At 60.0% G+C, this 24,594-nt stretch carries 24 protein-coding genes; 19 read left to right on the forward strand and 5 right to left on the reverse strand.

Annotated features, from left to right (window positions below; all coding sequences use genetic code 11):
• Positions 1 to 870: 50S ribosomal protein L3 N(5)-glutamine methyltransferase (gene prmB, locus BM300_RS27000; protein ID WP_092464491.1), on the reverse strand; the 870-nt coding region annotated here is incomplete at its 3' end.
• Between the two features lie 254 nt (positions 871 to 1,124).
• Here prmB and BM300_RS27005 point away from each other — a divergent pair.
• The 5 genes from BM300_RS27005 (at position 1,125) to BM300_RS27025 (ending at position 3,896) form a co-directional block, all read left to right on the forward strand.
• Positions 1,125 to 1,715, forward strand: coding sequence for a cysteine hydrolase family protein (locus BM300_RS27005; protein ID WP_003204493.1), 591 nt, complete (start codon positions 1,125 to 1,127; stop codon positions 1,713 to 1,715).
• Positions 1,716 to 1,845: 130 nt separating this feature from the next.
• Complete coding sequence (locus BM300_RS27010; RefSeq protein ID WP_063324821.1) at positions 1,846 to 2,166, forward strand: hypothetical protein; 321 nt, start codon at positions 1,846 to 1,848, stop codon at positions 2,164 to 2,166.
• Positions 2,167 to 2,239: 73 nt separating this feature from the next.
• Positions 2,240 to 2,797 (forward strand): Smr/MutS family protein, encoded by a 558-nt coding sequence (locus BM300_RS27015; RefSeq protein ID WP_092349561.1) that lies wholly within the window; start codon positions 2,240 to 2,242, stop codon positions 2,795 to 2,797.
• A 77-nt stretch (positions 2,798 to 2,874) separates the two neighbouring features.
• A complete protein-coding gene (gene folE / locus BM300_RS27020) occupies positions 2,875 to 3,420 on the forward strand; it encodes a GTP cyclohydrolase I FolE (protein WP_072348971.1) in 546 nt (181 codons plus the stop codon).
• Between the two features lie 104 nt (positions 3,421 to 3,524).
• On the forward strand, positions 3,525 to 3,896 hold the full coding sequence (locus BM300_RS27025; protein WP_092147896.1) for a glutathione S-transferase N-terminal domain-containing protein: 372 nt from the start codon (positions 3,525 to 3,527) through the stop codon (positions 3,894 to 3,896).
• Between the two features lie 79 nt (positions 3,897 to 3,975).
• Here the strand turns inward: BM300_RS27025 and BM300_RS27030 are convergent, their stop codons facing one another.
• On the reverse strand, positions 3,976 to 5,142 hold the full coding sequence (locus BM300_RS27030; protein WP_092464493.1) for an aminotransferase-like domain-containing protein: 1,167 nt from the start codon (positions 5,140 to 5,142) through the stop codon (positions 3,976 to 3,978).
• 81 nt (positions 5,143 to 5,223) lie between these two features.
• On the opposite strand from BM300_RS27030, the gene BM300_RS27035 reads away from it, so the two are divergent.
• From BM300_RS27035 to BM300_RS27055, 5 genes are all read left to right on the forward strand, one after another.
• Positions 5,224 to 5,670 (forward strand): MarR family winged helix-turn-helix transcriptional regulator, encoded by a 447-nt coding sequence (locus tag BM300_RS27035; RefSeq protein WP_092147764.1) that lies wholly within the window; start codon positions 5,224 to 5,226, stop codon positions 5,668 to 5,670.
• A 333-nt stretch (positions 5,671 to 6,003) separates the two neighbouring features.
• Entirely contained in the window at positions 6,004 to 7,353 is a 1,350-nt protein-coding gene (locus BM300_RS27040; RefSeq protein WP_063324817.1) for an NCS2 family permease, read from the forward strand.
• Positions 7,354 to 7,416: 63 nt separating this feature from the next.
• Positions 7,417 to 8,046, forward strand: coding sequence for a LysE family translocator (locus BM300_RS27045; protein ID WP_092349555.1), 630 nt, complete (start codon positions 7,417 to 7,419; stop codon positions 8,044 to 8,046).
• A 121-nt stretch (positions 8,047 to 8,167) separates the two neighbouring features.
• A complete protein-coding gene (locus BM300_RS27050; RefSeq protein WP_177344951.1) occupies positions 8,168 to 11,884 on the forward strand; it encodes a calcium-binding protein in 3,717 nt (1,238 codons plus the stop codon).
• 174 nt (positions 11,885 to 12,058) lie between these two features.
• Positions 12,059 to 13,648, forward strand: coding sequence for a hypothetical protein (locus BM300_RS27055; protein WP_139232392.1), 1,590 nt, complete (start codon positions 12,059 to 12,061; stop codon positions 13,646 to 13,648).
• A 96-nt stretch (positions 13,649 to 13,744) separates the two neighbouring features.
• Here BM300_RS27055 and uraH read toward each other — a convergent pair whose 3' ends face one another.
• The gene (uraH, locus tag BM300_RS27060) at positions 13,745 to 14,098 is read right to left on the reverse strand and encodes a hydroxyisourate hydrolase (protein WP_063324814.1); all 354 of its coding nucleotides are present in this window, start codon (positions 14,096 to 14,098) and stop codon (positions 13,745 to 13,747) included.
• 413 nt (positions 14,099 to 14,511) lie between these two features.
• Here uraH and puuE point away from each other — a divergent pair, with 413 nt between their 5' ends.
• The 6 genes from puuE to BM300_RS27090 all read left to right on the forward strand — a co-directional run bounded on the left by puuE (position 14,512) and on the right by BM300_RS27090 (position 20,168).
• Positions 14,512 to 15,453: an allantoinase PuuE gene (puuE, locus tag BM300_RS27065; RefSeq protein WP_092464495.1), complete on the forward strand. Its 942-nt coding sequence runs from the start codon at positions 14,512 to 14,514 to the stop codon at positions 15,451 to 15,453.
• Positions 15,450 to 15,965 carry a 2-oxo-4-hydroxy-4-carboxy-5-ureidoimidazoline decarboxylase gene (gene uraD / locus BM300_RS27070; protein ID WP_092349546.1) on the forward strand — a complete coding sequence of 172 codons (516 nt, stop codon included), beginning with the start codon at positions 15,450 to 15,452 and terminating at the stop codon, positions 15,963 to 15,965. The genes puuE and uraD overlap by 4 nt, the downstream gene beginning before the upstream one ends.
• Positions 15,966 to 16,019: 54 nt before the next feature.
• Positions 16,020 to 17,015: an allantoicase gene (alc, locus tag BM300_RS27075; RefSeq protein ID WP_063324811.1), complete on the forward strand. Its 996-nt coding sequence runs from the start codon at positions 16,020 to 16,022 to the stop codon at positions 17,013 to 17,015.
• 147 nt (positions 17,016 to 17,162) lie between these two features.
• Positions 17,163 to 17,666: an ureidoglycolate lyase gene (locus tag BM300_RS27080; RefSeq protein WP_092147750.1), complete on the forward strand. Its 504-nt coding sequence runs from the start codon at positions 17,163 to 17,165 to the stop codon at positions 17,664 to 17,666.
• Positions 17,667 to 17,717: 51 nt separating this feature from the next.
• On the forward strand, positions 17,718 to 19,019 hold the full coding sequence (locus BM300_RS27085) for a urate hydroxylase PuuD (RefSeq protein WP_092464497.1): 1,302 nt from the start codon (positions 17,718 to 17,720) through the stop codon (positions 19,017 to 19,019).
• A 363-nt stretch (positions 19,020 to 19,382) separates the two neighbouring features.
• A complete protein-coding gene (locus BM300_RS27090) occupies positions 19,383 to 20,168 on the forward strand; it encodes an outer membrane protein OmpK (protein WP_092147742.1) in 786 nt (261 codons plus the stop codon).
• Positions 20,169 to 20,306: 138 nt separating this feature from the next.
• Here the strand turns inward: BM300_RS27090 and BM300_RS27100 are convergent, their stop codons facing one another.
• Together BM300_RS27100 and BM300_RS27105 are read right to left on the reverse strand one after the other, a co-directional pair.
• Positions 20,307 to 21,467, reverse strand: coding sequence for a patatin-like phospholipase family protein (locus BM300_RS27100; protein WP_092147736.1), 1,161 nt, complete (start codon positions 21,465 to 21,467; stop codon positions 20,307 to 20,309).
• A 44-nt stretch (positions 21,468 to 21,511) separates the two neighbouring features.
• The gene (locus BM300_RS27105; RefSeq protein WP_092349544.1) at positions 21,512 to 22,444 is read right to left on the reverse strand and encodes a lipid A biosynthesis lauroyl acyltransferase; all 933 of its coding nucleotides are present in this window, start codon (positions 22,442 to 22,444) and stop codon (positions 21,512 to 21,514) included.
• A gap of 118 nt (positions 22,445 to 22,562) precedes the next feature.
• On the opposite strand from BM300_RS27105, the gene minC reads away from it, so the two are divergent.
• From minC to minE, 3 genes are all read left to right on the forward strand, one after another.
• Positions 22,563 to 23,300 (forward strand): septum site-determining protein MinC, encoded by a 738-nt coding sequence (minC, locus tag BM300_RS27110; protein WP_063324805.1) that lies wholly within the window; start codon positions 22,563 to 22,565, stop codon positions 23,298 to 23,300.
• A gap of 200 nt (positions 23,301 to 23,500) precedes the next feature.
• Positions 23,501 to 24,313: a septum site-determining protein MinD gene (gene minD, locus BM300_RS27115; protein WP_058542331.1), complete on the forward strand. Its 813-nt coding sequence runs from the start codon at positions 23,501 to 23,503 to the stop codon at positions 24,311 to 24,313.
• Entirely contained in the window at positions 24,313 to 24,567 is a 255-nt protein-coding gene (gene minE / locus BM300_RS27120) for a cell division topological specificity factor MinE (protein WP_003179111.1), read from the forward strand. The genes minD and minE overlap by 1 nt, the downstream gene beginning before the upstream one ends.
• Positions 24,568 to 24,594: the final 27 nt, after the last annotated feature.

Here is a 24,594-nt window from a genome sequence, read left to right on the forward strand (position 1 = left end):
CTGCTCGGCGCTGAGCATGAACACGCCATGACCACCGCGTTCGAAGTCGAGCCAGGCGAAATCGACTTCCGGGTACAACGCCTCGACGTGCACCTGGCTGTTGCCCACCTCGACAATCAATAATCCCTTCTCGGTCAGATGATCGGCCGCCTCGGCCAGCATCCGGCGAACCAGGTTCAAGCCATCATCGCCACAGGCCAGGCCCAGCTCCGGTTCGTGCTGGTACTCCTGCGGCATGTCGGCGAAATCTTCCGCATCGACGTAAGGCGGGTTCGACACGATCAAGTCGAAACGTTGCCCCGGCAGACCGTCGAAGCCATCGCCCTGGACCGTGAACACGCGCTCGTCGACGCCATGGCGCTCGATGTTCTGGTTGGCCACTTCCAGCGCTTCGAACGACAGGTCGGCCAGCACCACCTCGGCCTCCGGGAACTCATAGGCACAGGCAATGCCGATGCAGCCGGAACCGGTGCACAGATCAAGAATTCGTGCCGGTTCCTGGCCCAGCCACGGCTCGAAATGCTTTTCGATCAGTTCGCCGATGGGCGAGCGCGGAATGAGCACGCGCTCGTCGACGATGAACGACATCCCGCAGAACCAGGCCTCACCCAACAAATAGGCGGTTGGCACACGCTCTGTGATACGCCGGCGCAGCAGGCGCTGCACATGAACCAATTCTTCGTCTTCAAGACGGCAGTCCAGGTAGCTGTCGGCAATTTCCCATGGCAGGTGCAATGCGCCCAACACCAGTTGCCGGGCTTCATCCCACGCATTGTCGGTGCCATGGCCGAAAAACAGATCCTCCCCATGGAAACGGCTGACGGCCCAACGGATATGGTCGCGCAGGGTACGGAGACGAGAAGTGATCACGGCGGCAAACTCCAGAAAAATCGACGGGCGAGTCTACCAGTCAAACGCGACCCCACCCAAACACGCCCCGATGACGAACGAAAAACCCCGGACCAATCGTAGGAATTATCCGTTTTTTGATCAGCCTATTGAACAAGATGAGCATCTTGACAAGGCTGTAGGCCAGCAACGGCGGCCCTTGCGATGGAAGCGATTCACAGAACCGCTCAGCCAGAGGACAATGTCGCAAAAGCCCCACTCGAAGGAGCCCCAGAATGTCCGTTCCAAAAACGATGTTTCAACTCAGCGGCCGTGGTTATGCAGCGGCCAATCTGAGTCAAGCGACCCTGATCATCATCGATGCCCAGAAAGAATACCTCGCCGGCCCCCTGGCCCTGAGCGGCATGGATGCAGCCGTCGCGAACATCAAGCAATTGCTCGGCGCGGCCCGTGCAGCCGGTCGGCCAATCGTGCATGTGCGCCACCTGGGCACCCATGGCGGGCTGTTCGATCCACAAGGCGAGCGCGGGGAGTTCATTCCCGGCCTCGAACCCCAGGCCGACGAAACCGTGATCGAAAAGCTACTGCCCAGCGCCTTCCACGGCACCGAGTTGAAAAAGCGCCTGGAAGACTTCGGCCCCCTGGACCTGATCGTGTGCGGGTTCATGAGCCACTCCAGCGTCAGCACCACCGTGCGCGCCGCCAAGAACCTGGGCTTTCGCTGTACCCTGGTGGAAGACGCCTGCGCCACTCGCGACCTGCCGTACAAGGGCGGCGTCCTCAGCGCCGAACACGTTCAGCAGACCGAAATGGCGATCATGGCGGACAACTTCGCCACCCTGGCGTTGACCCGTGACTTCATCTGATTCGCCTTGATGAGCGGCCACTTTCGCCGCTCATCCGCAAAAGCCTCGCATTTGCCGCAATTGCCCTACCTTCAGGAACAACCCGAACATCTTCCGGTCGAAGGGCCGATACCCATTGAGGAAGGTCGGAATGAAGTTATCCGATGGTTTTGACGCACGTCGCTTGCGGCCCAAGGGCCCGAGCAACTGGCGGTTTCGTTTTGGCGCGGCAATCGCCGCGCTACTGGCAACACTCGGTGTGTTGCTGGCCATGGCCGGTGCGGCCAGCCTGCTGGGCCGCCCGCCCGCTCTGGGCGAATTGAATGCCACCCCACTGGGTTCGGCGATCATCCTGGCGATCGGTCTTTTCGTGTTGTTGCTGGGCGTCTGGCTCTGGCGCCGCTGCCGCCGTCGCGCCCGCCAATCCCTGGAGCTGGCCATGGCTCCGCACCTGATGAAAAAGCACGACTGACCCGCCATCCGACGTTTTGTCGCGCCTGATCCCGCCAGAGTTGGGTAAACTGGTCGGCTTCGCGGAGGCTGACATGCAAGACGACGACTTTTCCCTGTTCAAAAGTGCGATCCAGGGCGTAAAACCGATCAAGCACGACCGCGCCGAGACCGGCAAGCCCAAGGCCGACCGCGCACAAATCGCCAAGCTGCGCCAGGCCGCTACCGTGCGCACCGACGCCACGACCGTGGATGGCTTGTCTGATCAGTTCGTGATCGACGTCGGGCCGGAAGACGAGTTGATGTGGGCACGCGACGGTGTCCAGGAAAGCCAGATGCGCAAGCTGAAGGTCGGCCAGATCCCCTTCGAAGGCAGCCTCGACCTGCACGGCATGACCGTGGAAAAGGCCCGGGAAGCTCTTTGGGCGTTCCTGGCCGAAGCCACGAAATTCGAAATCCGCTGCGTGCGCGTCACCCATGGCAAAGCCGTGCGCCTGGACGGTAAGCGGCCGATGATCAAGAGCCACGTCAACACCTGGCTGCGCCAGCACCCGCAAGTGCTGGGCTTCACCTCCTGCCAGGCAAAACACGGCGGCGCCGGAGCGGTGTACGTGATGCTCAAGCGCACCATGATGGAAGGTCGCGACGAATAGCCCTCGATTGCCGAGCTTGCAGCGCCGTGTCCGCCACCGTACCCTTGCCCTTTGCGTAAAATCCCACAGGTAGTTTCATGTCTCTGGAACAGAATTATTCCGCGATCCTCGGCCAATTGGGCGAGGACGTTTCCCGCGAGGGCCTGCTCGACACGCCCAAGCGTGCTGCCAAGGCCATGCAGTACCTCTGCCGCGGTTATGAACAGACCCTTGAAGAAGTCACCAACGGTGCCTTGTTCAGCTCCGACAACAGCGAGATGGTGCTGGTCAAGGACATCGAGTTGTACTCGTTGTGCGAGCACCACCTGCTGCCTTTCATCGGCAAGGCTCACGTGGCCTACATCCCGAGCGGCAAGGTGCTGGGGCTGTCGAAGGTCGCTCGCATCGTCGACATGTATGCCCGTCGCCTGCAGATCCAGGAAAACCTCAGCCGCCAGATCGCCGACGCGGTCCAGCAAGTGACCGGTGCCTTGGGCGTGGCGGTGGTGATCGAGGCCAAGCACATGTGCATGATGATGCGCGGTGTGGAAAAGCAGAATTCCTCGATGATCACCTCGGTGATGCTCGGCGAGTTCCGGGAAAACGCCGCCACTCGCAGCGAATTCCTCAGCCTCATCAAGTAATCCGCCGCATGAAGAAAACCGGCATTGATCGCCGGTTTTTTTTCGCCTGTGAAAAATCAGGTAAGCTGCGCGCCCTCTTCTTCCCTGCCGCGAGGCTTAATACCGTGATCGTCAAAGCGCTTCGGGTTGGCTTGGGCCAGCTCATCATCTTCATCGACTTCATCACCCGCCCGGGCAAGAAAAAGCGCCCAGCCGAGGCCCAGGCGCAGGTCGAGCAGGCCGCTCGCAGCCTGACGCTGTATCAGTTCCACGCCTGCCCGTTCTGCGTGAAAACCCGCCGCACCCTGCGCCGCCTCAACGTACCGGTGGCCCTGCGCGATGCGAAAAACAACGCGCAGGATCGCCAGACACTGCTGGAACAAGGCGGCCGGATCAAGGTGCCGTGCCTGCGGATTGAAGAAAATGGCGAGACCACCTGGATGTATGAGTCCAAGGTGATCATTGAGTATCTGGACAAGCGGTTCTCGGCAGCCTGACCATTTTCCACCGTGACGACTGGCCCCATCGTGAGCTTGCTCGCGATGGGGCCCGGACAGCCACCGCAGAATCCTGATATCAAGCCGCTTTTGCCGCCAACGCCTCCCGCACCACCCCCGCCAAGCGCTTGAGCCCTTCATCCAGCCGCGCCGGGTCGATGTGGCTGAAATTCAAACGCAAGTGCCCCGGGTGCTGGTCCGGCTCGGGGAAAAAGGGCTCCCCCGGCATGAACGCCACGTCGGCAGCCAGTGCGGCGGCGAGCAAGGTGCGGGTGTCCAGCGGTTGCTTGAGGGTCAGCCAGAAGAACAGCCCGCCCTCGGGCACGTTCCAGTCCGCGAGGTCGGTGAAATGCTTCTCCAGCGCGGCCTGGAACCGATCGCGGCGGTCCCGGTAAAAATCCCTCAGCTCACTCAAATGGCGACGGTACCGCTCGGTGCCGATCCATTGCAACGCCTGCCATTGGCCGATGCGATTGGTGTGCAGGTCCGCTGACTGCTTGAGTCGCAGCAGATGCGGGAACAGATCCGGGCTGGCAATCAAATAGCCCACCCGTAGCCCGGGCAACAGGGTTTTCGACACCGTGCCGGTGTAGATCCAACTGGCCTTGCGCAAGCGACTGACAATCGGCGTGGCGCTGCCGCCGTCGAAGGTCAGCTCGCGATAAGGTTCGTCTTCGATCAGGGTCACGCCAAACTCATCCAGCAGCGCCGCCACGGCATCGCGCTTGGTCTCGCTGTAGCGCACCGCCGAGGGGTTCTGGAAGGTCGGAATCAGGTAGATGAACGCCGGCCGATGCCGCTCCAGCCGAGCCCGTAACGCTTTCAGGTCCGGACCGTCGGCTTCCAGGGGCACCGTGATGCAATCGGCGCCAAACAGCTGGAAAATCTGCAACGCCGCCAGGTAAGTGGGCGCTTCCAACATCACTTCAGTCCCAACGTCGATGTGCAGCTTGGCCGCCAGGTCAAGGGTTTGCTGGGAGCCGCTGACCACCAGCACCTGACTCGCCTCACAGGCCACACCCAGCGCCCGCGCCTGGGCCGCCAGGGCTTCGCGCAGGGCGGGTTCGCCTTCGCTCATGCCGTACTGGCCCATGGACAAGGGCATGGCCGCCCATTCCACTTTCGGCAGCATGGCTTCGGCCGGCAGGCCGCCGGCGAACGACATCACTTCAGGGCGCTGCGCCGCCGCGAGGATTTCTCGAATCAAAGAACTTTTGAGGCGCGAGACACGTTCGGAAAAAGCCATGGGGTCACCTGTAGCGGGGCACGGGAGGAATGAGTCAAACTGGTTGACCGAAATTACGCCGACCCGTGTGGATACGTCAATATGCTTGACCTTAAAAACCCAACATCCCAACAAATGGCCATGGAAGCGTTCTTCTTCGGTTACCAGGCGTTCACCGCCAAGGCCGATGAAATGCTCGAGCGCCGCGGGTTGAGCCGGGTGCACCAGCGCATCGTTTTTTTCATCGCCCGCTACCCGTCCCTGAGCGTGAAGGAGTTGCTGGCGGTTCTTGGCGTGAGCAAGCAAGCGCTGAACATGCCGTTGCGGCAGCTGATGGAAATGCACCTGGTGAACAGCGTCGCGTCCGAGACCGACAAGCGTAAACGGCTGCTGGAACTGACGGCCGAGGGCGAGCGGTTCGAACAGGCGTTGCGGCGTGAGCAGGTGAAATTGCTGGAGCGGGTGTTTACCGAGGCTGGGGAGGCGGCGGTGAATGGCTGGTTGGCGGTAAACCTGGCACTGGGGAAGGGACAGGTGGCTGTCGACTGAGTTTCCTCCGCAAGCTGTGTATTGCCCGGTCTATCGCCATCGCGGGCAAGCCTTGCTCCCACGGAGGGTCTCAGCGGACGCTCGCTGTGGGAGCAAAGCGTGCTCGCGATAGTGCCCGCAACGGCGATATATCCCTATCGCCCGACATTTCGTCGACAACATAGAAAACATTATTTGCATTATTTGTATACAAAAGCATAATTCGCTTCGTGCGAGTTCCTGACCAACAGGTCAACATACTTCGCCAGCCTTACCTGCCTCAGCGCATCGCAACCACCCCCAGGGCGTATGCGGTGCTGGAAATAACAATAAGACTCTTGAGGAGTACTCGCTGTGGAAAGCCGCAAACCCGAAGCCCGGACGCTGGACCTCTCGCCGCCGCTACGCAGTGGCTGGCTGGAGCGCATCTTCAAACTCAGCTTGCATGGCACCACGGTGAAGACCGAGCTGATTGCCGGCCTGACGACCTTCATCACCATGGCCTACATCATCTTCGTCAACCCCAACATCATGGCCGACGCCGGCATCGATCACGGCGCCGCCTTCGTCGCCACCTGCATCGCCGCGGCCCTGGGTTGCCTGCTGATGGGACTGTACGCCAACTGGCCGGTGGGCCTGGCGCCAGGCATGGGTTTGAACGCGTTCTTCACCTACACCGTGGTCGGGACCATGGGCTACAACTGGGAAACCGCGTTGGGCGCGGTGTTCATTTCCGGTGTGCTGTTCATGATCCTGACCCTGTCACGGGTGCGCGAGTGGCTGCTCAACAGCATTCCAGTGAGCCTGCGGTTCGCCATGGGCGCGGGGGTCGGCTTGTTCCTCGGACTGATCGGCCTGAAAACCGCCGGGATCATCGTCGACAGCCCCGCGACCCTGATCAAGCTCGGCTCGTTGCGTGAGCCCGGTCCATTGTTGGCCGCGGTGTGCTTCCTGATGATCGCCGTGCTCAGTTATCACCGCGTGTTCGGCGCGATCCTGATCAGCATCATCGCGGTGACCCTGGCCGGTTGGGGCCTGGGATTGGTGCAGTACAACGGCGTCATGTCGACACCACCGAGCCTGGCTCCCACCTGGATGGCGATGGACGTAGCCGGTGTGTTCAACGTCAGCATGATCAGCGTGGTGCTGGCCTTCCTGTTCGTGCACATGTTCGACACCGCCGGCACCCTGATGGGCGTTGCCCAGCGCGCCGGCCTGGTGAAAGCCGACGGCAAGATCGAGAACCTGTCCCGCGCCTTGAAAGCCGACAGCGCCTCCAGTGTATTCGGCGCCATGGTTGGCGTGCCGCCGGTGACCAGCTACGTGGAAAGCGCCGCCGGTGTAGCGGCGGGTGGCCGGACGGGGCTTACCGCCGTGACCGTCGGTGTGCTATTTATTGCCGCCATGTTCTTCGCACCGCTGGCCGGGATGATCCCGGCCTACGCCACGGCCGGCGCGTTGATCTACGTCGCCATGCTGATGATGGGCGGCATGGCCCATATCGAATGGGACGAGGCGACCGACAGTATCCCGGCCATCGTCACGGCCATCATGATGCCCCTGACGTTCTCGGTCGCCGACGGTATCGCCCTGGGTTTCATCACCTATGTGGTGCTCAAGGCCGGCACCGGTAAACACAAGGAAATCTCCGTCAGCCTGTGGGTGCTCTGCGCGATCTTCATCGCCAAGTTCATCTTCTTGTAAGCGATACACCTAGCCACCCGCCTCATCCCTTGGATGAGGCTTTTGCACCTGAGGACCCACGCAATGAATCTGGAAACCTGGCTGTTGTTCAGCGGCGCCGCCTTGGTGGTGATCCTCATCCCCGGCCCTCTGTCGCTGTTGATGATCGGCAATAGCCTGAACTACGGCCTGCGCCGCTCGTACCCGGCGTTCCTCGGCGGCGTAATCGCCTCGATCTGCCTGTTGAGCGCATCGGCGTTGGGGCTCGGTGCGTTGTTGATGGCCTCGGAGCAACTGTTCAGTGCCCTGAAGATCGTTGGTGCGCTGTACCTTTTTTATCTAGCCTGGCAGAGCTGGCAGCAGTCGCGCCAACCCGCCCAAGGCGCCGAAGTGCCCCAGGCCGCAGCCGTCCCACGCTTTGGCGCCCTCTTCGGCCGGGCGTTCGTGCTGGGCGCCAGCAACCCGAAGGACATCCTGTTCTTCGCCGCGTTCCTGCCGCAATTCTTGAGCGCCGAGCAAGCGTTCCTGCCGCAACTGTTGATCATGATCGCCACCTGGACCGTGCTCGACCTGCTGTGCAAGCTGGCCTACGGTCTCGGCGCCCACGGCGCGGCGCGGTATTTGCGTACGGGGAAAGGCCAGAGCTGGTTCAACCGCATCAGCGCAGGATTATTTGGCGGCGCGGGCGCAGCCTCTTTACTGTCCAGCCACTGAACCCGTCGTTTTTCATGTCAGGCTTTCGCAAAACACCGCAACAACCAATCGATGTACACCCTTCAGGAAAACACCTTAGATAGAGGGCCATTCACATCATCGTTGAACAAGGACGTTCACAATGACCAAGGTTTTCTATCCCTCCCCTGTTTCTGACGAGCACGCCGTAGTCATTACGGACCTGGGCTTTCATGCCAATGAGCACACCGCCGAAACACTCGACTTCAGGGTGGCCGATGAGACGCCGCTCAGCACCGAACACAAGCATCGGCAGGCCCAACTCGACGTCGTGGATAAACTTTATGGCCCGCTCTCTATCGGCACCGTGAAGGTGACCCGTTCAGCCCTGGATGCGTTGGGCGCCACGACCGATGGACAACCGCTGACAGGGGACAATACTTTTTTCCGCACCCCCAATCGCTTTTTCTTGAACTCGCTGCAGTTCAGCGCCGTTGACATCGAAACGCGTATGACGATCACCAGCGATGTGGACGACTATCGGTTACCCACTTTGCTTTTCGAAATAGCGAGTCAACGTTCGCCCACGGCGCGCCCCTTGTTGAAAGAAAATCCTGATACACAGGCTGAACCAACCGGGTATCGAAGCACGCTTGAAAAGCTTTTGAACGCCGCCCAGAGACTCAACCTCCATGCGCTCTCGCAAACCATGAGTTGGGTGAGCCAAGCGAAGAGCAACCTCCTCATCCCAACGGGCCTTGGCCTCCAGGCCTTCGGCATCTACAGCGGTCTGCGAGGCCTGCAGGACGCCATCCAGAACAAGGACGCTTACCAGACGGTCTTCAACGGGGCCGGCGTGGCGGCCGAGATGGCCTCGATCGGTGTCGAGGCAGCGGTGACCCGACAAGCCACTCAGATGATCAAGGCCGGCCAGAGCGCCCTCAGGGATTTCGCCAAAACAGGCTTCGCCATAAGGCTCGCCCGTGGAAGCAGCTTGATCGCCAGCGTACTGACACTGCCTTTCGATATCATCGCCGCTGTCGACTCTTTCAAGGCCGCCGCCCGCGCCACCGGCAAGGAAGCCACCGACCACTACGTCAGCGCCGCCTTGAGCGTCACCAGTGCGGCCATGAGCTTGACCCTCGGCATCGCCGCACTGGCAGGCTTCAGTTCAGCCGGACCCGTGGGCCTTGCCGCAGGGCTTATCCTGGTGGTGGGATCACAAATCTGGGGCGCGATTCGTCAAGTCGATGAAATCGACGACTATATCGAACTCACCGCGCACGAGCGCCTGCGCACCGGTTGGCTCGCTTTCTGGGCAATCAGCCCTGATAAAGACATCCAGGATCGCTACACCCTCGCCAAGGCGACCGCCGAACATACCAAGCGGCTGCGGGCCAATGCCTTGTACTTGCTCAAGGGCCCGTTGAAAGACAGCACTGAGGCGATCGTAAACGGAGCATTCACCGTAGAACTCGAACCGGTGACCTACACCACTTGGAATTGGTGGACGGGAGAACAATACCAGGCGACCACAGTACGTCCCAGGATCAAGGACAGCGACGACTGGATCGACGCGCGAAGTGGCGTTACTGCTCAGACGCCCGGCGCAGTCATTGAAACGTCGGCGGAAGATAAAGGCATCCATTGGTATATCGGCGGTGGCGACGACACGGTTCTAGGCGTTGAAAACCAGCCAAATGTCTTCCATTACGGGGCGGGCGTTAAAAAACTGACCGGCGGCGTGAAAGATGACGTTTTCATCTTCGAGGGCTCGGCAGAGTCTCTCAGTGGAGGACAAACAACGAATACCCTGGTGGGAGGCCTGGGCAACGATACGCTCATCTTATCAGGTCGCACCCGCAATAGTCAGGAGCCGCGCCTGGGCTATCAGGTCGACCTGGAGGCCGGGCACGTATCCGTCATCACTCAAGCCAGTCATCAAACAGAGAGCGAACACACTCCCCATGCGCGCCTTGAAGGCATTGAAAATGTCGAAATCCCCGAGGGCGGTGCCAACGTCATCAAGGGTAGCGCCGGCCCGAACATTATTAAATCCCGCGGCAATGACTCAATCGAGGCCGGCGCGGGAAATGACCGGATTTTTCTCCTGAATGGAAACAACCGTAACGCAGACGGTGGACCTGGCGATGACGTCTATGCCATCGCGCATAAACCCGGTTGTGTCTCCATCAGCGAAGATGGCGTAGGCAACAGCGTCATCGCTCTGGACTGGAGAGCGGACCTGATTGAAAGCTGGCGGATAGAAGAAGGTCATTTGGTTCTGACGTCCTGCTTCGATGCCAACGACTGGGCGCTTCGAAAAGTCATCATCAGGAACGTCTATGAAGACACCGATTATCCAAGCCCCCTACAAAACAATAGGCTGACGTTCATCACCCAGGATGGCTACCATTTGGTACCCGACCTGCCTGACACGATCGAGCACCGCGGTCCGCTGGACATTGAAGCCATCGTGGTGCAGGCAGGAACACCACGAAACCCGGCCATTCTCAATGGACGAAGCGAGCAGCAGATCGCCCATGACAAAGACACGAGTTTTTATGTTTCGCGCATCAATGAACTCACCCGGCTCAAGGTCAAGCAAAAAAGCAAATTCTCCACCACCCTCCATTTGGACTATAGCGACGCTGAACTGACCCGTATCGAAGCCCATTACAGCGCCCACGCCACTCAGGAAGCCGAAGGGGATACCGTGAAATACGGCGAATGTGGCCTGACATTACACTTTGGCGTTCGCCGAGTCGTCTTGAAGAACCTGGCAAGTTCCGATGAACGTTATAGCGCGCAAAACCCGCAGACAGGGCGGCGTGCATTTTCCGCCTTGGGTTCGCATCACACGTTCATTCTGGTCATGAACGACGGCTCATCCTACCGTCTGGTCCAACCCTCGCCTGACTATGATCTGTTGCTGGACAAAACATTCATCGGTAAAGAGCCGGTCGAGTGGAAAACAGAAGCGCCACGGGCACTCACACCGACGAGAAAGCACTACGCCTACCTACAGCCCTTGGACAAGCATCCCCACTACATGCGCAGTTGGGCAGCCTGCGCCCTGCTCACATCCCCTACCGAACAGACAGGCATCGAAGTCCTGATTGGCGAAGGCGCCACCTACCTTGTTCACTTGAGCCCGGACATGACGCTACGCCTGTCCACGCCGGGCGCGCTGGCCGGCGCCAACCCCCGACTCCCCCGGGCCTCGCTATGGGAACTCGACGCCCGGCACCTCGGGCCAGTTGAGATCACGTTTTCTTCCAACCTGCTGCGGATCGGCACAGCAATCATTCATCTTCCAGTCCATGAAGCTGGAGACCTTGTCGACCAGATACGCGTCATCACCGCACGAGGCGTTGTCCATGCTGTCGACAGTCTGTTCGAGCGAGTTTATGTAGAAGCGCTCGATGGCCGGTACTTTGTCCCACTCGCCGATCCCAGCGCAGTGTTGCCCAGCGAACTGTCCAGCCTGGCATCCGAAGAACTGAAGGTCCTTCACATTGCTGTCAAGGATGGGTCTCCCGGCAACTTGAGCTATAACCTCAAAACCCGCCAATGGATCCTCGACACCGATAAGTCCCGAGTCATTGAGACGGCGGACCTGAAAAAAACAGACCTGTGTGAACACGCCCTCCAGATCTATCAGGACCTGGCCCGCGATGGCCTCAGCCAGACCCCACCCATGGGGGATGAAGCCCTGCGTTCGTTGCGTGGCAAGTGCGTGGAATTGATGGAGAGCGTCACATTGGCACACTCGGTGATGTTTGCCCGGGCGCTAGCCCTGAGCGCGGTCTTCGGCATCAGGCTTTCGCAAATGGGCTGGCTCCTCTCATTGGCTGAGCCCTCTCCCGAACAGATATAGGCTTCAGGCATCTTTTCGAAGTTTTTTCCAGACGCCATACATATGTACCGCATCTGCCTGTTGGTTTTCCACGAACATTCTCAAGCCCTGGGCCTGCCCGCTATGCGACAGGCCGCTCGCTTCATGGCCGCATGAATCAACACTATTTTTCAAACTCAAGAACAGGCATTTTCAATGAGTCCAAGACAAAACACCCGGCCCAAGCCGCCAAAGTCGCCCCCCGATACACCTCACTCCAGCCGCGATACGACAGCGGAAACAACGCTCGCAAACCCAGTGAGGGGAGAGGGAATCGATCCACCATCCGTCTCGCCAACCGAGCACTCGATTGAAACGCCTGAATCTTTGCTCTCGACCATTCAGATATCCGAAATGGCATCACCGGCCACCATCCGTGAAGCCCCTGCCTCGGTATCGCTGGACGATTACTACCTTTCACCCGAGCTGGTGCCCATGTTATCGGAGCCGGACGCAACGTCTGGGATCCGGACGTTCAGGACACGCACTTACGTCGAGCTTTCAGAAGGTGGAACGGTGCTGCTTGGACGCGATTCCGAACAGAACTACAGGGCCCGGTCAGGCATCGAACTCGTCGCCTCCGGACCACGCCTGGAGCAAGTGGAAGGCAGCCACCTATGGCGTCAGATTCCGCACCGAGAGGCGATGCACGACGATGATTCCGATCTGGCTTCCACGCCCCATAGGCTATCGGATGATGAGGCGTCGCCAGTGACCGCGCCTAAGCGTCAGCGTGCGACGACCTCACAGAGCGAAGCACCTGGGCAAAGCGCCCCGGTATTCAGTAAGAACTGGGGGATCGACCCAAGATTCATGGTGTCCGAGTTCATCACCCTGGACAACGTCCACTACAAGGTGGTGACACGCAGCGACGCGCGAGAACATCCGATCGCCTACGTTCAGCCGCCCACTCATCCCACCTATGATTTTGACCTGTTGGAAGCCACCCTCCGGCATACGCCTGACGAGCAGCCCCGAGGCGCAATGCAAATCCCACCGGATAACCAGTGGGAAATTGACGCCCGGCTTCCCTTTGAAAAACCACTGACGGCTTACGTCAGGGATTGTTTTCCAGAAGTCACGACAGTCACCTTGGAAAACATCGCAAGAAAGCAATTCGAACTCGCCAATAACGGACCGTTCGCCGATGCCGCGGGCTTGACCGCCCTGCGCCAGATTTTCAACGGCTGGAAAAACGCCAACCTCGCGCCGCATCCGCAATGGTCCGATCCGCTCTTGATGCTGCCAACGCTTGCGACCACGGCCTCCTCCAGAGGGGCTGCCCGCTCGATAACCCTGCCCGCCCCATTTTCGACGGGGACGCTGGAGCGGCTGGATTTTGATCCCATGCGGTTCCAGCGACAGTGGCTTTCTTTCCAGTCGACGTACACACCCGTGGAGTTCAAACGCTTTATGGCCGCCCTTCTGACCCGCAACGGCTACACGGTCATGGAGCCAAGCTCCTACAATAGTTTCCCGGCATTGGTATTCCAACGCGCCGAGCATGACCATGTATTTTTCATGAGCCTGCATCGCACCAGGATCCCAAAGATTTCCCTGCCAACGTACCTGGACCCCAATACAGCCGGCGTCCTCCTGGAAAACCAGCTCGGCGAAGCCGCGGCGAAAGTCGTCAGGGACGCCCACGCTGCCAACAAAATCATCTGGCTCAAAGGCGGTACTGAAATCCGTCCAGGCATTGCCGACACGGTCTTCATCATCCGGGATGACAATTCCAGGCTGTAAATACGCCGCGCAAAAAAAGCCCGCAGTGTGAGCGGGCGAAAAACCAAAGAAGCTTTATGCGCAGTGGCTTCCAGGACCAGGCAGTTGCTTGGGGGCTCAACTGCCTCGATAGGTTGAATAGGCGTAAGGCGAAATCAGCAGGGGCACGTGATAATGCTCCTGCTCGGCCGAAATGCCGAAGCGCAGCACCACCACATCCAGGAACGCCGGCTCGGACAACTGGACACCACGGGCGCGGTAGTAATCGCCGGCATGGAATTGAATCTGATAGACGCCCGAACGGTAGTTATCCCCTTGCAGCAGCGGCGCGTCGCAGCGACCGTCGCTGTTAGTCAGCGCGCTGGCGACCAGCTGCAGTTGCGAACCTTCCACGCGGTACAACTCGACCTTGATCGAGCTGCCCGGGCAGCCGTGTGCAGCATCCAAAACGTGAGTAGTCAAACGTCCCATTGATTGTGCGTGCCTCGCTGCTGGGCAGTCCGGCGCGACGCCTCCTGAATCAGTTGAAAGACAGGCCGCACCGTTTCGGAGCACGAAACACTACGGCGATGAGCGAATTAAGACACTTTAAAAGAAAATTGTACACAATAAAAAACAGATATTCAGTCGGCACTCGTCCCGACAAAGGTTCCCGCCCAATCTTAAGCCAAACCAACGGATACGCCATTCTTCCAACCATTAATTGACCATATGGGCAGGTTTCTTGCAGTGTAGACAAACCCGGGACAGCGGTGAAAAATGCAAAAAACCAGGCTTACAAATCGCATATAAAGTTGTATACAATCACTCCATCGTCGTGACGCCAGCCTATGATCCATCGCCAGGGCGCCACCCACATGGTTCGAACAAGAAGGAAAACTGCAGTGAGCGCTGACTACCCACGCGACCTGATCGGTTACGGCAATAACCCTCCCCATCCGCAGTGGCCGGGCAATGCCCGTATCGCCCTGTCCTTCGTGCTCAATTACGAAGAAGGCGGCGAGCGCAACATCCTGCATGGCGACAAGGAATCCGAGGCGTTCCTCTCGGAGATGGTCGCGGCACAACCGCTGCAGGGCGAACGCAACATGAGCATGGAATCGCTGTACGAGTATGGCAGCCGTGCCGGGGTCTGGCGGGTCCTCAAGCTGTTCAAGGCATTCGATATCCCGCTGACCATTTTCGCCGTGGCCATGGCCGCCCAGCGCCATCCGGAGGTGATCCGTGCCATGGTCGCCGCCGGTCACGAAATCTGCAGCCACGGCTATCGCTGGATCGACTACCAATACATGGATGAGACCCAGGAGCGCGAGCACATGCTCGAAGCGATCCGCATCCTCACCGAAATCACTGGCGAGCGCCCGCTGGGTTGGTACACCGGTCGCACCGGCCCCAATACCCGCCGGCTGGTCATGGAGGAAGGCGGTTTTCTCTATGACAGCGACACCTACGACGACGACCTGCCCTACTGGGAACCGAACACGCCCAATGGCAAACCGCATCTGGTGATCCCCTACACCCTCGACACCAACGACATGCGCTTCACCCAGGTGCAGGGTTTCAACAAGGGCGATGATTTCTTCCAATACCTCAAGGACGCCTTCGACGTGCTGTATGCCGAAGGCGCCGAAGCCCCCAAGATGCTCTCCATCGGCTTGCATTGCCGCCTGATCGGCCGCCCTGCCCGCCTGGCGTCCCTCAAGCGTTTCCTCGAATACGTCAAAGGCCATGAACACGTCTGGTTCAGTCGTCGTGTCGACATTGCGCGTCACTGGCAGCAGACCCATCCGTATCAAGGGGCTTCGAAACCAGGAGCGTCGAAATGACCGCCTTCCAGACCCTCAAGCCCTCGACCTTGAGCCGTGAAGCCTTCATCCGGGCTTTTGCCGATATCTACGAACATTCGCCATGGGTCGCGGAAAAGGCTTTCGACCTGGGCCAGGACCCGTCGATCGACCAGATCGAAACCCTGCACCAGCGCATGAGCGACATCCTGTTGAGTGCCGATCACGCCAGCCAGCTGGCACTGATCAACGCTCACCCGGACCTGGCAGGCTTTGCTGCCGTCCAGGGCCAACTGACCGAAGCCAGCACGAACGAACAGGCCGGCGCCGGTATTCACCAATGCACGGCCGAAGAGTTTCAGCGCTTCACCGAGCTGAACGACGCCTACAAGGCCAAGTTCAAGTTTCCCTTCATCATGGCGGTAAAAGGCAGCAACCGGCACCAGATCCTCGCGGCGTTCGAAACGCGCATCCATCACTCGGTAGACACCGAATTCAAATGCGCGCTGGCAGAGATCAACAAGATCGCGTTGTTCCGACTACTGACCCTTTAGCGAGCAGCCTCCTGCAAGCATCCCCAGCCAACTTATTAAAGGCAGACAAGAAGAATGAAAGCTTACGCCGTACCTTTCGAGAAGTTCGTCAACCTGGCCGACGCCCGCCTCGGCACCAAGATCATCTCGGTCACCGATGACTGGTTCGCCGACGCCAACCGTCTGTTCCAGCCGACCCCGGCCGTGTGGAAGGAGGGCGTGTTCGACGACAACGGCAAGTGGATGGACGGCTGGGAATCGCGGCGCAAGCGCTTCGAAGGCTACGACAGCGCAGTGATCCGCCTGGGCGTGGCGGGTTCGATCAAAGGCGTGGACATCGACACCTCATTCTTCACCGGTAACTATCCCCCGTCGGCCTCCCTCGAAGCCTGCTTCCTGACTGAAGGCGAGCCAGACGAAAACACCCAATGGACTGAAGTGCTGTCGGCCGTCGAGTTGCAAGGCAACAGCCACCACTATCACGAAATCAACAACGACCAGGCCTTCAGCCATCTGCGTTTCAATATTTACCCCGATGGCGGCGTGGCTCGGTTGCGGGTCTACGGCATTCCGTACCGCGACTGGTCGGCCGTGGGCGACAACGAACAGATCGACCTGGCCGCAGCCCTCAACGGAGGCCGTGCCCTGGCCTGCTCCGATGAACACTTCGGCCGCATGAGCAACATCCTCAACCCGGGTCGTGGCGTCAACATGGGTGATGGCTGGGAAACCGCCCGTCGTCGCACCCCGGGCAATGACTGGGTCATCGTCGCCCTGGGCCACGCCGGCATCGTTGAGCAAGTCATCGTCGACACCCTGCACTTCAAGGGCAACTACCCCGACAGTTGCTCGATCCAGGGCGCGTTCGTCAAGGGCGGCACCGACAGCCAGATCGAAACCCAATCGCTGTTCTGGCGTGAGCTGTTGCCCAGCCAGAAACTGGAAATGCACGCCGAACACACCTTCGCCGAGCAGATCAAGGCCCTGGGGCCGATCACCCACATCCGCCTGAACGTGTTCCCGGATGGTGGCGTGAGTCGTCTGCGGGTGCTGGGCAAGATAGCGAAGTAGACACCGCACCTGTGGCGAGGGAGCTTGCTCCCGCTGGACTGCGTAGCAGTCCCATTTCGAGGGCCGCTTCGCGACCCAGCGGGAGCAAGCTCCCTCGCCACAAAAGCTGAACAAACGACACAGAATTTTTTGGATAAGAAGACCAGCATGCGCACACTCAAGATCGAACCGTTGACCAAAGAAGCCTTCGCCCCGTTCGGTGACGTGATCGAAACCGATGGCAGCGATCACTTCATGATCAACAACGGCTCGACCATGCGCTTCCATCGCCTGGCAACGGTGCAAACCGCCACGCCGGACGATCAGGCGATCATCAGCATCTTCCGCGCCGACGCGTTGGAGATGCCGTTGACCGTGCGCATGCTGGAGCGCCATCCGCTGGGCAGCCAGGCGTTCATTCCGCTGCTCGGCAACCCCTTTCTGATCGTGGTCGCGCCACTTGGCGATGCACCTGTATCAGGCTTGGTCCGCGCCTTCGTCACCAACGGCAGGCAGGGCATTAATTACCATCGCGGCGTCTGGCACCACCCGGTGCTGACGATCGAAAAGCGGGATGACTTCCTGGTGGTTGATCGCAGTGGCACAGGCAATAACTGCGATGAGCATTTTTTCCAAGAGGATGAATTTCTAATCCTCGCCCCCCACCAATAAGAGAAGGTCCGATCACGCGCAGACAAGCGTGACGGGCGAGAGGTAAAGACTGTGGAAGCACATATGCTGGAATGGCTGAACCTGAGCGTACGCTGGGTTCATATGATCACTGGCGTGGCCTGGATCGGCGCGTCGTTCTACTTCGTCTGGCTGGAAAACAACCTCAATCGCGTCAATCCAAAAAGTGGTCTGGCTGGTGACTTGTGGGCCATCCACGGTGGCGGCATCTACCACCTGGAAAAATACAAACTCGCTCCACCGTCCATGCCGGACAACCTGCACTGGTTCAAATGGGAAGCCTATTTCACCTGGATGTCGGGTGTCGCGCTGCTGTGCGTGGTGTTCTATTGGAACCCGACCCTATACCTGCTGGCCCCCGGCAGCAGCCTCAGCGGCCCCGAAGGCGTGGCGCTGGGTATCGGCTCGTTGTTCGTCGGCTGGTTCGTCTATTCCTTTCTCTGCGACTCGGCCCTGGGCAAGCGCCCCGCCCTGCTCGGTTTGATCCTGTTTGTGCTGTTGATCGCCGCCGCCTACGGGTTCAGCAAGGTGTTCAGCGGTCGCGGTGCCTACCTGCACGTCGGGGCGGTCATCGGCACGATCATGGTCGGCAACGTGTTCCGCATCATCATGCCAGCCCAACGTGCGCTGGTGGCGGCCATCGCCGAGAACCGCACGCCCGATCCGGCGTTGCCGGCCAAGGGTTTGCTGCGTTCGCGCCACAACAACTACTTCACCCTGCCGGTGCTGTTCATCATGATCAGCAACCATTTCCCTAGCACCTACGGCAGCCAGTACAACTGGCTGATCCTGGCCGGGATCGCCGTGGCGGCGGTGTTGGTGCGGCATTACTTCAACACGCGCCATGACAGCAATCGGTTTGCCTGGACGCTGCCAGTCGGTGCTTTGGCGATGATCTGCCTGGCTTATGTCACGGGGCCCAAGCCCATGCCCACCACGCCGGAAGTAGCCAAGGTACCTGGCGTGATCGAGTACCAACCGTTGCCGGAAACGGCAGTGGGTGGCGGCACGAAACCGGCAACCGCCCCGGCCGCACCGGCATCGGCACCCACTCAGGCCGCCAACGCTCAGGGCCCATCGTTCGAGAAGGTCCACAGCGTGATCCAGGAGCGCTGTTCGGTCTGCCATTCGGCCAAGCCCACCAGCCCGTTGTTCAGCGCCGCACCAGGTGGGGTGATGTTCGATACACCAGAGCAGATCCAGCAACAGGCTGCGCGCATCCAGGCCCAGGCCGTGGCCACCCAGATCATGCCCTTGGGCAACATCACCCAGATGACCCAGCAGGAACGCGACCTGATCGGCGCGTGGATCAACCAGGGCGCGCGGACCAACTGAGCCGCGCCCCAAATTCGCCGCGAATGCGCCGTTGCAGGGCACTTGATCCCATCAGGACAAGCCCGTACCCTGCGCGGCCGTTCACACCCGGGCAGCGTAAAAAAAATCATCGAATCCTGACCGAAACGCCAGCTTATCCCGGCATCACGGGGGATATCGGACGTCCCCGGAAAACATCTTTTTCGACTGTTCCAAATAGCTGGACGAGCTTTTTTCGGGTTTGGCTCAGCTCTTGCTATCAGCATCTGCCACGAGCAAAAAACTGACCGAACGGATGTTTTTATCCGTAGAAAAAAGCGCCACATCAAGAGCGCTGATCTGAAAAAAAAATGGCGGTACCACTTACCTTTGGGAGCAAACCGAATGAAACGTACATGCACCAGCCTGACACTCGCAGGCGCCTTGTTGGTCGCAGGCCAAGCGATGGCCGATGACCTGTTCCAATGGCAGAACAATAGTCTGACCTACCTGTACGGCAAGGATTTCCAGGTCAACCCGCGCATCCAGCAGACCGTGACCTTCGAACACGCCGATGCCTGGAAATACGGGGATAACTTCTTCTTCCTCGACCGGATCTTCTACAACGGCCAGGACGACAGCCAGTCCGGCCCGAACACCTACTACGGTGAGTTCAGCCCACGCCTGTCGTTCGGCAAGATCTTCGACCAGAAGCTGGAACTGGGTCCGATCAAGGACGTGCTGCTGGCCATGACCTATGAATTCGGCGAAGGCGACAACGAGTCCTACCTGATCGGCCCGGGTTTCGACCTGGCGATTCCCGGCTTCGACTACTTCCAGCTGAACTTCTACAACCGCCAGACCGAAGGTCCACGCGCCGGCGACAACGTCTGGCAGATCACCCCGACCTGGGCCTACACCATCCCCATGGGCTCATCCGACCTCCTGATCGACGGTTTCATCGACTGGGTGGTGGACAATGACACCAACTCCAAGGGCACCTACCACGCCAACCTGCACATCAACCCGCAGATCAAATATGACCTGGGCAAGGCGTTGAAGCTCGGTGCCAAGCAGTTGTATGTGGGCGTGGAGTACGACTACTGGAAGAACAAGTACGGGATCGAAGACAGCGACGGGTTCAAGACCAACCAGAGCAATACCAGCTTCTTGCTCAAGTACCATTTCTGATCCGACCCAGTCTCAGGCCCGCCACAGATCCTTGTGGGAGCGGGCTTGCTCGCGAAGACGACTGAACATTCAATATCAGTGCAAGCTGATCCACCGCTTTCGCGAGCAAGCCCGTTCCCACAGGGGCTCGAGATGGACTCATCCCTGAGCCAACCCCAAAAACCGACTCAACGCCTCACGCTGCGCCAGTGCATCCTGGCGTCCCAGCTCGATCAGTTCGCTGCAATAGCCCGACTCGAACAACAGATAACTCAGCACCCCCGCGCCGCTGGTCTTGGTCGCGCCCGGCCCGCGCAAGAATAACCGCAGCGCACGGGGCAGTTCCTGCCGATGGCGGGCGGCGATTTCATCAATGGGCTGGCTGGGCGAAATTACCAGCACGTCCACCGGCGCCGCGCCGAGGGCGTGGGCCGGCACGTCGGCGGGCAGCAGGTGACTGAACCCGTTCAGGCGCTCAAGCAACTCGATGTCGCTTTCCAGGCTGTCAATGAACGTGCTGTTGAGCATATGGCCGCCGATCTGCGCCAGGGTCGGTTGCAGGCCGGTGTAGCTGCGCTCGGCGGGATCCTGACCACCCGCGCCACGGGGATTGCCGCTGACGCCGATCACCAGCACCCGATTGGCCCCCAGGTGCAAGGCCGGGCTGATGGGCGCCGATTGCCGTACCGCGCCGTCACCGAAGTATTGCGGGCCGATCCTGACCGGCGCGAACAACAAGGGAATCGCCGAGCTGGCCAGCAGGTGCTCCACCGATAACTGCGTCGGCACCCCGATACGTCGATGTCGCAGCCAGGCATCGATGGTCCCGCGCCCTTGGTAGAAGGTGACGGCCTGGCCGGATTCATAACCGAACGCCGTCACTGCCACGGCGCGCAGTTGCTGCTCGACGATGGCCTGCTCGATACCCGAGGCGTGGAATTGGGCCTGGAGCAGTTCGCGCAACGGCGAACTGTCGATCAGCGCCACGGGCAACTTGGCCCCCAGGCCCAACAGGCTGTGGGTAATGAAACGCGTCGCCTGGGCGATCACGCCTCGCCAGTCGCTGCGCATGACCTGATGGCTGCGCACCGCTTGCCAGAACGCCGTCAGCCGCTCGATGGCGGTCTTGAAGTCCATCGCCCCGCTCGCCAGGCTGACGGCGTTGATTGCCCCGGCCGACGTACCGACGATCACCGGGAACGGGTTGTCCGCACCGTCTGGCAACAATTCGGCGATGGCCGCCAGCACGCCTACCTGATACGCCGCTCGAGCCCCACCGCCGGAAAGAATCAAACCTGTAACCGGTTCAGCTGGGGTCATCGCAATGCTCCGTGCTCAAGGTGTTGAAAATGGCGGATATTGGCTCAACCGCGTTTGTCGTACAGCTTCGGCTCGCCCGGTGGACGGCTCTTGAAGCGCCGGTGGGCCCAGAGGTATTGCTCAGGACAATCACTCACCGACTGCTCGACCCACTGGTTGATGCGGATGCAATCGGCTTCCTCGGTCTCGCCCGGAAAATCCGTCAGCGGGGCCTGGATCACCAGGCGATAACCGCTGCCGTCGGCCAGGCGTTCCTGGATGAAGGGCACCACCAGCGCCTTGCCCAAGCGGGCGAACTTGCTGGTGGCGGTGACCGTCGCGGCCTGGATGCCGAACAGCGGCACGAACACGCTCTGCTTGGGGCCGTAATCCTGGTCCGGCGCATACCAGATCGCCCGCCCGGCCCGCAGCAGCTTGAGCATGCCACGCACGTCGTCACGCTCCACGGCCAGGGAGTCGAGGTTGTGCCGCTCGCGGCCGCGGCGCTGGATGAAGTCGAACAGCGGGTTCTTGTGCTCGCGGTACATGCCATCGATGGTGTGCTGCTGGCCGAGCAACGCCGCGCCGATTTCCAGGGTGGTGAAATGCAGCGCCATCAGGATCACGCCCTTGCCCTCGCGCTGGGCCTGCTTGAGATGCTCCAGCCCTTCGACATGGGCCAGTTTCGCCAAACGCGAACGCGACCACCACCAGCTCATGGCCATTTCGAAAAAAGCGATGCCGGTGGAGGCAAAGTTTTCCTTGAGCAGACGCTTGCGCTCGACGGCGGACTTTTGCGGGAAACACAGTTCCAGATTGCGCCGGGCGATGCGCCGTCGGTCGCCGGCTACTCGATACATCAGCGCGCCCAGTGCGCGACCGACCCGCAGCAACAACGGATAAGGCAATTGAACGATCAGCCACAACAGGCCCAGGCCGCACCACAGCAGCCAGAAACGCGGATGAAAAAATGCAGCTCGAAAACGCGGGCGATCCATTACAGCTTCCATTAAGACATGGGCCGCGCATTCTACATTGTTCGACCCGGGTTGCGGCTGGCGGACGATCTCGTTATAAGTCTCGGCACTTTTAGTGACAAGCCGTTGTACGCCGACCATGAGCCAAACCGAACCGCTAGACCAAGATCCCGTGTTCCAGTTGAAGGGCAGCATGCTCGCCATTACGGTGCTGGAGCTGGCCCGCAACGACCTGGAAGGCCTTGACCGGCAGTTGGCGGCCAAAGTCGCCCAGGCGCCGAACTTCTTCAGCAATGCACCGCTGGTGCTGGCCCTGGACAAGCTGCCGGCCGGCGAAGGCGCGGTGGACCTGCCAGGCCTGATGCGCGTTTGCCGCCAGCACGGCCTGCGCACCCTGGCGATCCGCGCCAGCCGCATCGAAGACATCGCCGCGGCCATCGCCGTGGACATTCCGGTGCTGCCGCCGTCCGGCGCCCGGGAGCGCGTGCTGGAACTGAGCCCGGTCGAAGCCAGGAAAGTCCCGGAAAAACCACCAGAACCCACCATCAAGCCGACGCGCGTCATCACCTCGCCAGTACGCGGCGGGCAACAGATCTATGCCCAGGGTGGCGATCTGGTCGTGGTGTCCTCGGTCAGCCCGGGCGCGGAACTTCTGGCCGATGGCAACATCCATGTATACGGCCCGATGCGCGGCCGCGCGCTGGCCGGCGTCAAGGGGGATACGAAAGCCAGGATCTTCTGTCAGCAATTGAGCGCTGAACTGGTCTCCATCGCCGGGCAGTACAAGGTTTCCGAGGATTTGCGCCGCGATCCGTTGTGGGGGGCGGGCGTTCAGATCAGCCTGTCGGGCGACGTGTTGAACATCATTCGGCTTTAACGGATACTGCCGCATTTTCCAAGCATCTCTAAAACGAGCGAAAACGGCTTAAACGACGTAGGAAAAAGGATCAGGCAGTGTTTACCGGAGGTAGACCCCGTCCGACATCCGATTCCAGCCAAGCCTGTCCAATTGCAGCCGTTTTCCAGAGATGTTTTTCAGGGGCTGAAAAAGTCCTTTTTCCTTAGGGGTGAAACACCTTGGCCAAGATTCTCGTGGTTACATCCGGCAAGGGTGGTGTGGGTAAGACCACCACCAGCGCCGCTATCGGTACCGGTCTCGCTCTGCGCGGCCACAAGACAGTCATCGTCGACTTCGACGTCGGCCTGCGTAACCTGGACCTGATCATGGGTTGCGAGCGTCGCGTGGTCTATGACTTCGTCAACGTCGTCAACGGTGAAGCGAACCTGCAACAAGCCCTGATCAAGGACAAGCGCCTTGAGAACCTCTACGTGCTGGCCGCCAGCCAGACCCGCGACAAAGACGCGCTGACCCAGGAAGGCGTGGAAAAAGTCCTGATGCAACTCAAGGAAGACTTCGAGTTCGTGGTCTGCGACTCCCCGGCCGGTATCGAGAAAGGTGCCCACCTGGCCATGTACTTCGCCGATGAGGCGATTGTCGTGACCAACCCGGAAGTGTCGTCGGTCCGCGACTCCGACCGCATGCTGGGCCTGCTGGCAAGCAAATCCCGCCGCGCCGAAAAGGGCGAAGAGCCGATCAAGGAACACCTGCTGCTGACTCGCTATAACCCACAACGGGTCAGCGACGGCGAAATGCTCGGCGTCGAAGACGTCAAGGAAATCCTCGCCGTCACTCTGCTGGGCGTCATTCCCGAATCCCAAGCGGTACTCAAGGCCTCCAACTCCGGCGTGCCGGTGATTCTCGACGACCAGAGCGACGCCGGCCAGGCATATAGCGATGCCGTCGATCGCCTGCTGGGCAAAACCGTAGCGCATCGATTCCTCGATGTAACGAAGAAGGGTTTCTTCGAGCGCCTGTTTGGAGGTAGGTAATGAACCTTTTTGACTTCTTTCGTGCCAACAAAAAGCCCAGTACCGCCTCGGTCGCGAAAGAGCGTCTACAGATCATCGTGGCGCACGAACGCGGCCAACGCAGCACCCCTGACTACCTGCCGGCCTTGCAGAAGGAACTGGTGGAAGTGATCCGCAAATACGTCAACATCGGTAGCGATGACGTGCACGTGGCACTGGAAAGCCAGGGCAGTTGCTCGATCCTGGAACTCAACATCACCCTGCCGGATCGCTGATCGCGCCGGCGGGAGCCACGGCGGCTC

The organism is Pseudomonas sp. NFACC46-3, from assembly GCF_900114515.1.
GTDB lineage: Bacteria > Pseudomonadota > Gammaproteobacteria > Pseudomonadales > Pseudomonadaceae > Aquipseudomonas > Aquipseudomonas fluorescens_Q.

What these genes read in the sequence shown, in the direction of transcription:
- BM300_RS27005 (WP_003204493.1), top strand. Translation starts at nt 1,125, where the DNA reads ATGTCCGTTCCAAAAACGATGTTTCAACTCAGCGGCCGTGGTTATGCA.
- BM300_RS27010 (WP_063324821.1), top strand. Translation starts at nt 1,846, where the DNA reads ATGAAGTTATCCGATGGTTTTGACGCACGTCGCTTGCGGCCCAAGGGC.
- BM300_RS27015 (WP_092349561.1), top strand. Translation starts at nt 2,240, where the DNA reads ATGCAAGACGACGACTTTTCCCTGTTCAAAAGTGCGATCCAGGGCGTA.
- folE (WP_072348971.1), top strand. Translation starts at nt 2,875, where the DNA reads ATGTCTCTGGAACAGAATTATTCCGCGATCCTCGGCCAATTGGGCGAG.
- BM300_RS27030 (WP_092464493.1), bottom strand. Translation starts at nt 5,142, where the DNA reads ATGGCTTTTTCCGAACGTGTCTCGCGCCTCAAAAGTTCTTTGATTCGA.
- BM300_RS27035 (WP_092147764.1), top strand. Translation starts at nt 5,224, where the DNA reads ATGCTTGACCTTAAAAACCCAACATCCCAACAAATGGCCATGGAAGCG.
- BM300_RS27045 (WP_092349555.1), top strand. Translation starts at nt 7,417, where the DNA reads ATGAATCTGGAAACCTGGCTGTTGTTCAGCGGCGCCGCCTTGGTGGTG.
- BM300_RS27050 (WP_177344951.1), top strand. Translation starts at nt 8,168, where the DNA reads ATGACCAAGGTTTTCTATCCCTCCCCTGTTTCTGACGAGCACGCCGTA.
- BM300_RS27055 (WP_139232392.1), top strand. Translation starts at nt 12,059, where the DNA reads ATGAGTCCAAGACAAAACACCCGGCCCAAGCCGCCAAAGTCGCCCCCC.
- uraH (WP_063324814.1), bottom strand. Translation starts at nt 14,098, where the DNA reads ATGGGACGTTTGACTACTCACGTTTTGGATGCTGCACACGGCTGCCCG.
- uraD (WP_092349546.1), top strand. Translation starts at nt 15,450, where the DNA reads ATGACCGCCTTCCAGACCCTCAAGCCCTCGACCTTGAGCCGTGAAGCC.
- alc (WP_063324811.1), top strand. Translation starts at nt 16,020, where the DNA reads ATGAAAGCTTACGCCGTACCTTTCGAGAAGTTCGTCAACCTGGCCGAC.
- BM300_RS27080 (WP_092147750.1), top strand. Translation starts at nt 17,163, where the DNA reads ATGCGCACACTCAAGATCGAACCGTTGACCAAAGAAGCCTTCGCCCCG.
- BM300_RS27090 (WP_092147742.1), top strand. Translation starts at nt 19,383, where the DNA reads ATGAAACGTACATGCACCAGCCTGACACTCGCAGGCGCCTTGTTGGTC.
- BM300_RS27100 (WP_092147736.1), bottom strand. Translation starts at nt 21,467, where the DNA reads ATGACCCCAGCTGAACCGGTTACAGGTTTGATTCTTTCCGGCGGTGGG.
- BM300_RS27105 (WP_092349544.1), bottom strand. Translation starts at nt 22,444, where the DNA reads ATGGATCGCCCGCGTTTTCGAGCTGCATTTTTTCATCCGCGTTTCTGG.
- minC (WP_063324805.1), top strand. Translation starts at nt 22,563, where the DNA reads ATGAGCCAAACCGAACCGCTAGACCAAGATCCCGTGTTCCAGTTGAAG.
- minE (WP_003179111.1), top strand. Translation starts at nt 24,313, where the DNA reads ATGAACCTTTTTGACTTCTTTCGTGCCAACAAAAAGCCCAGTACCGCC.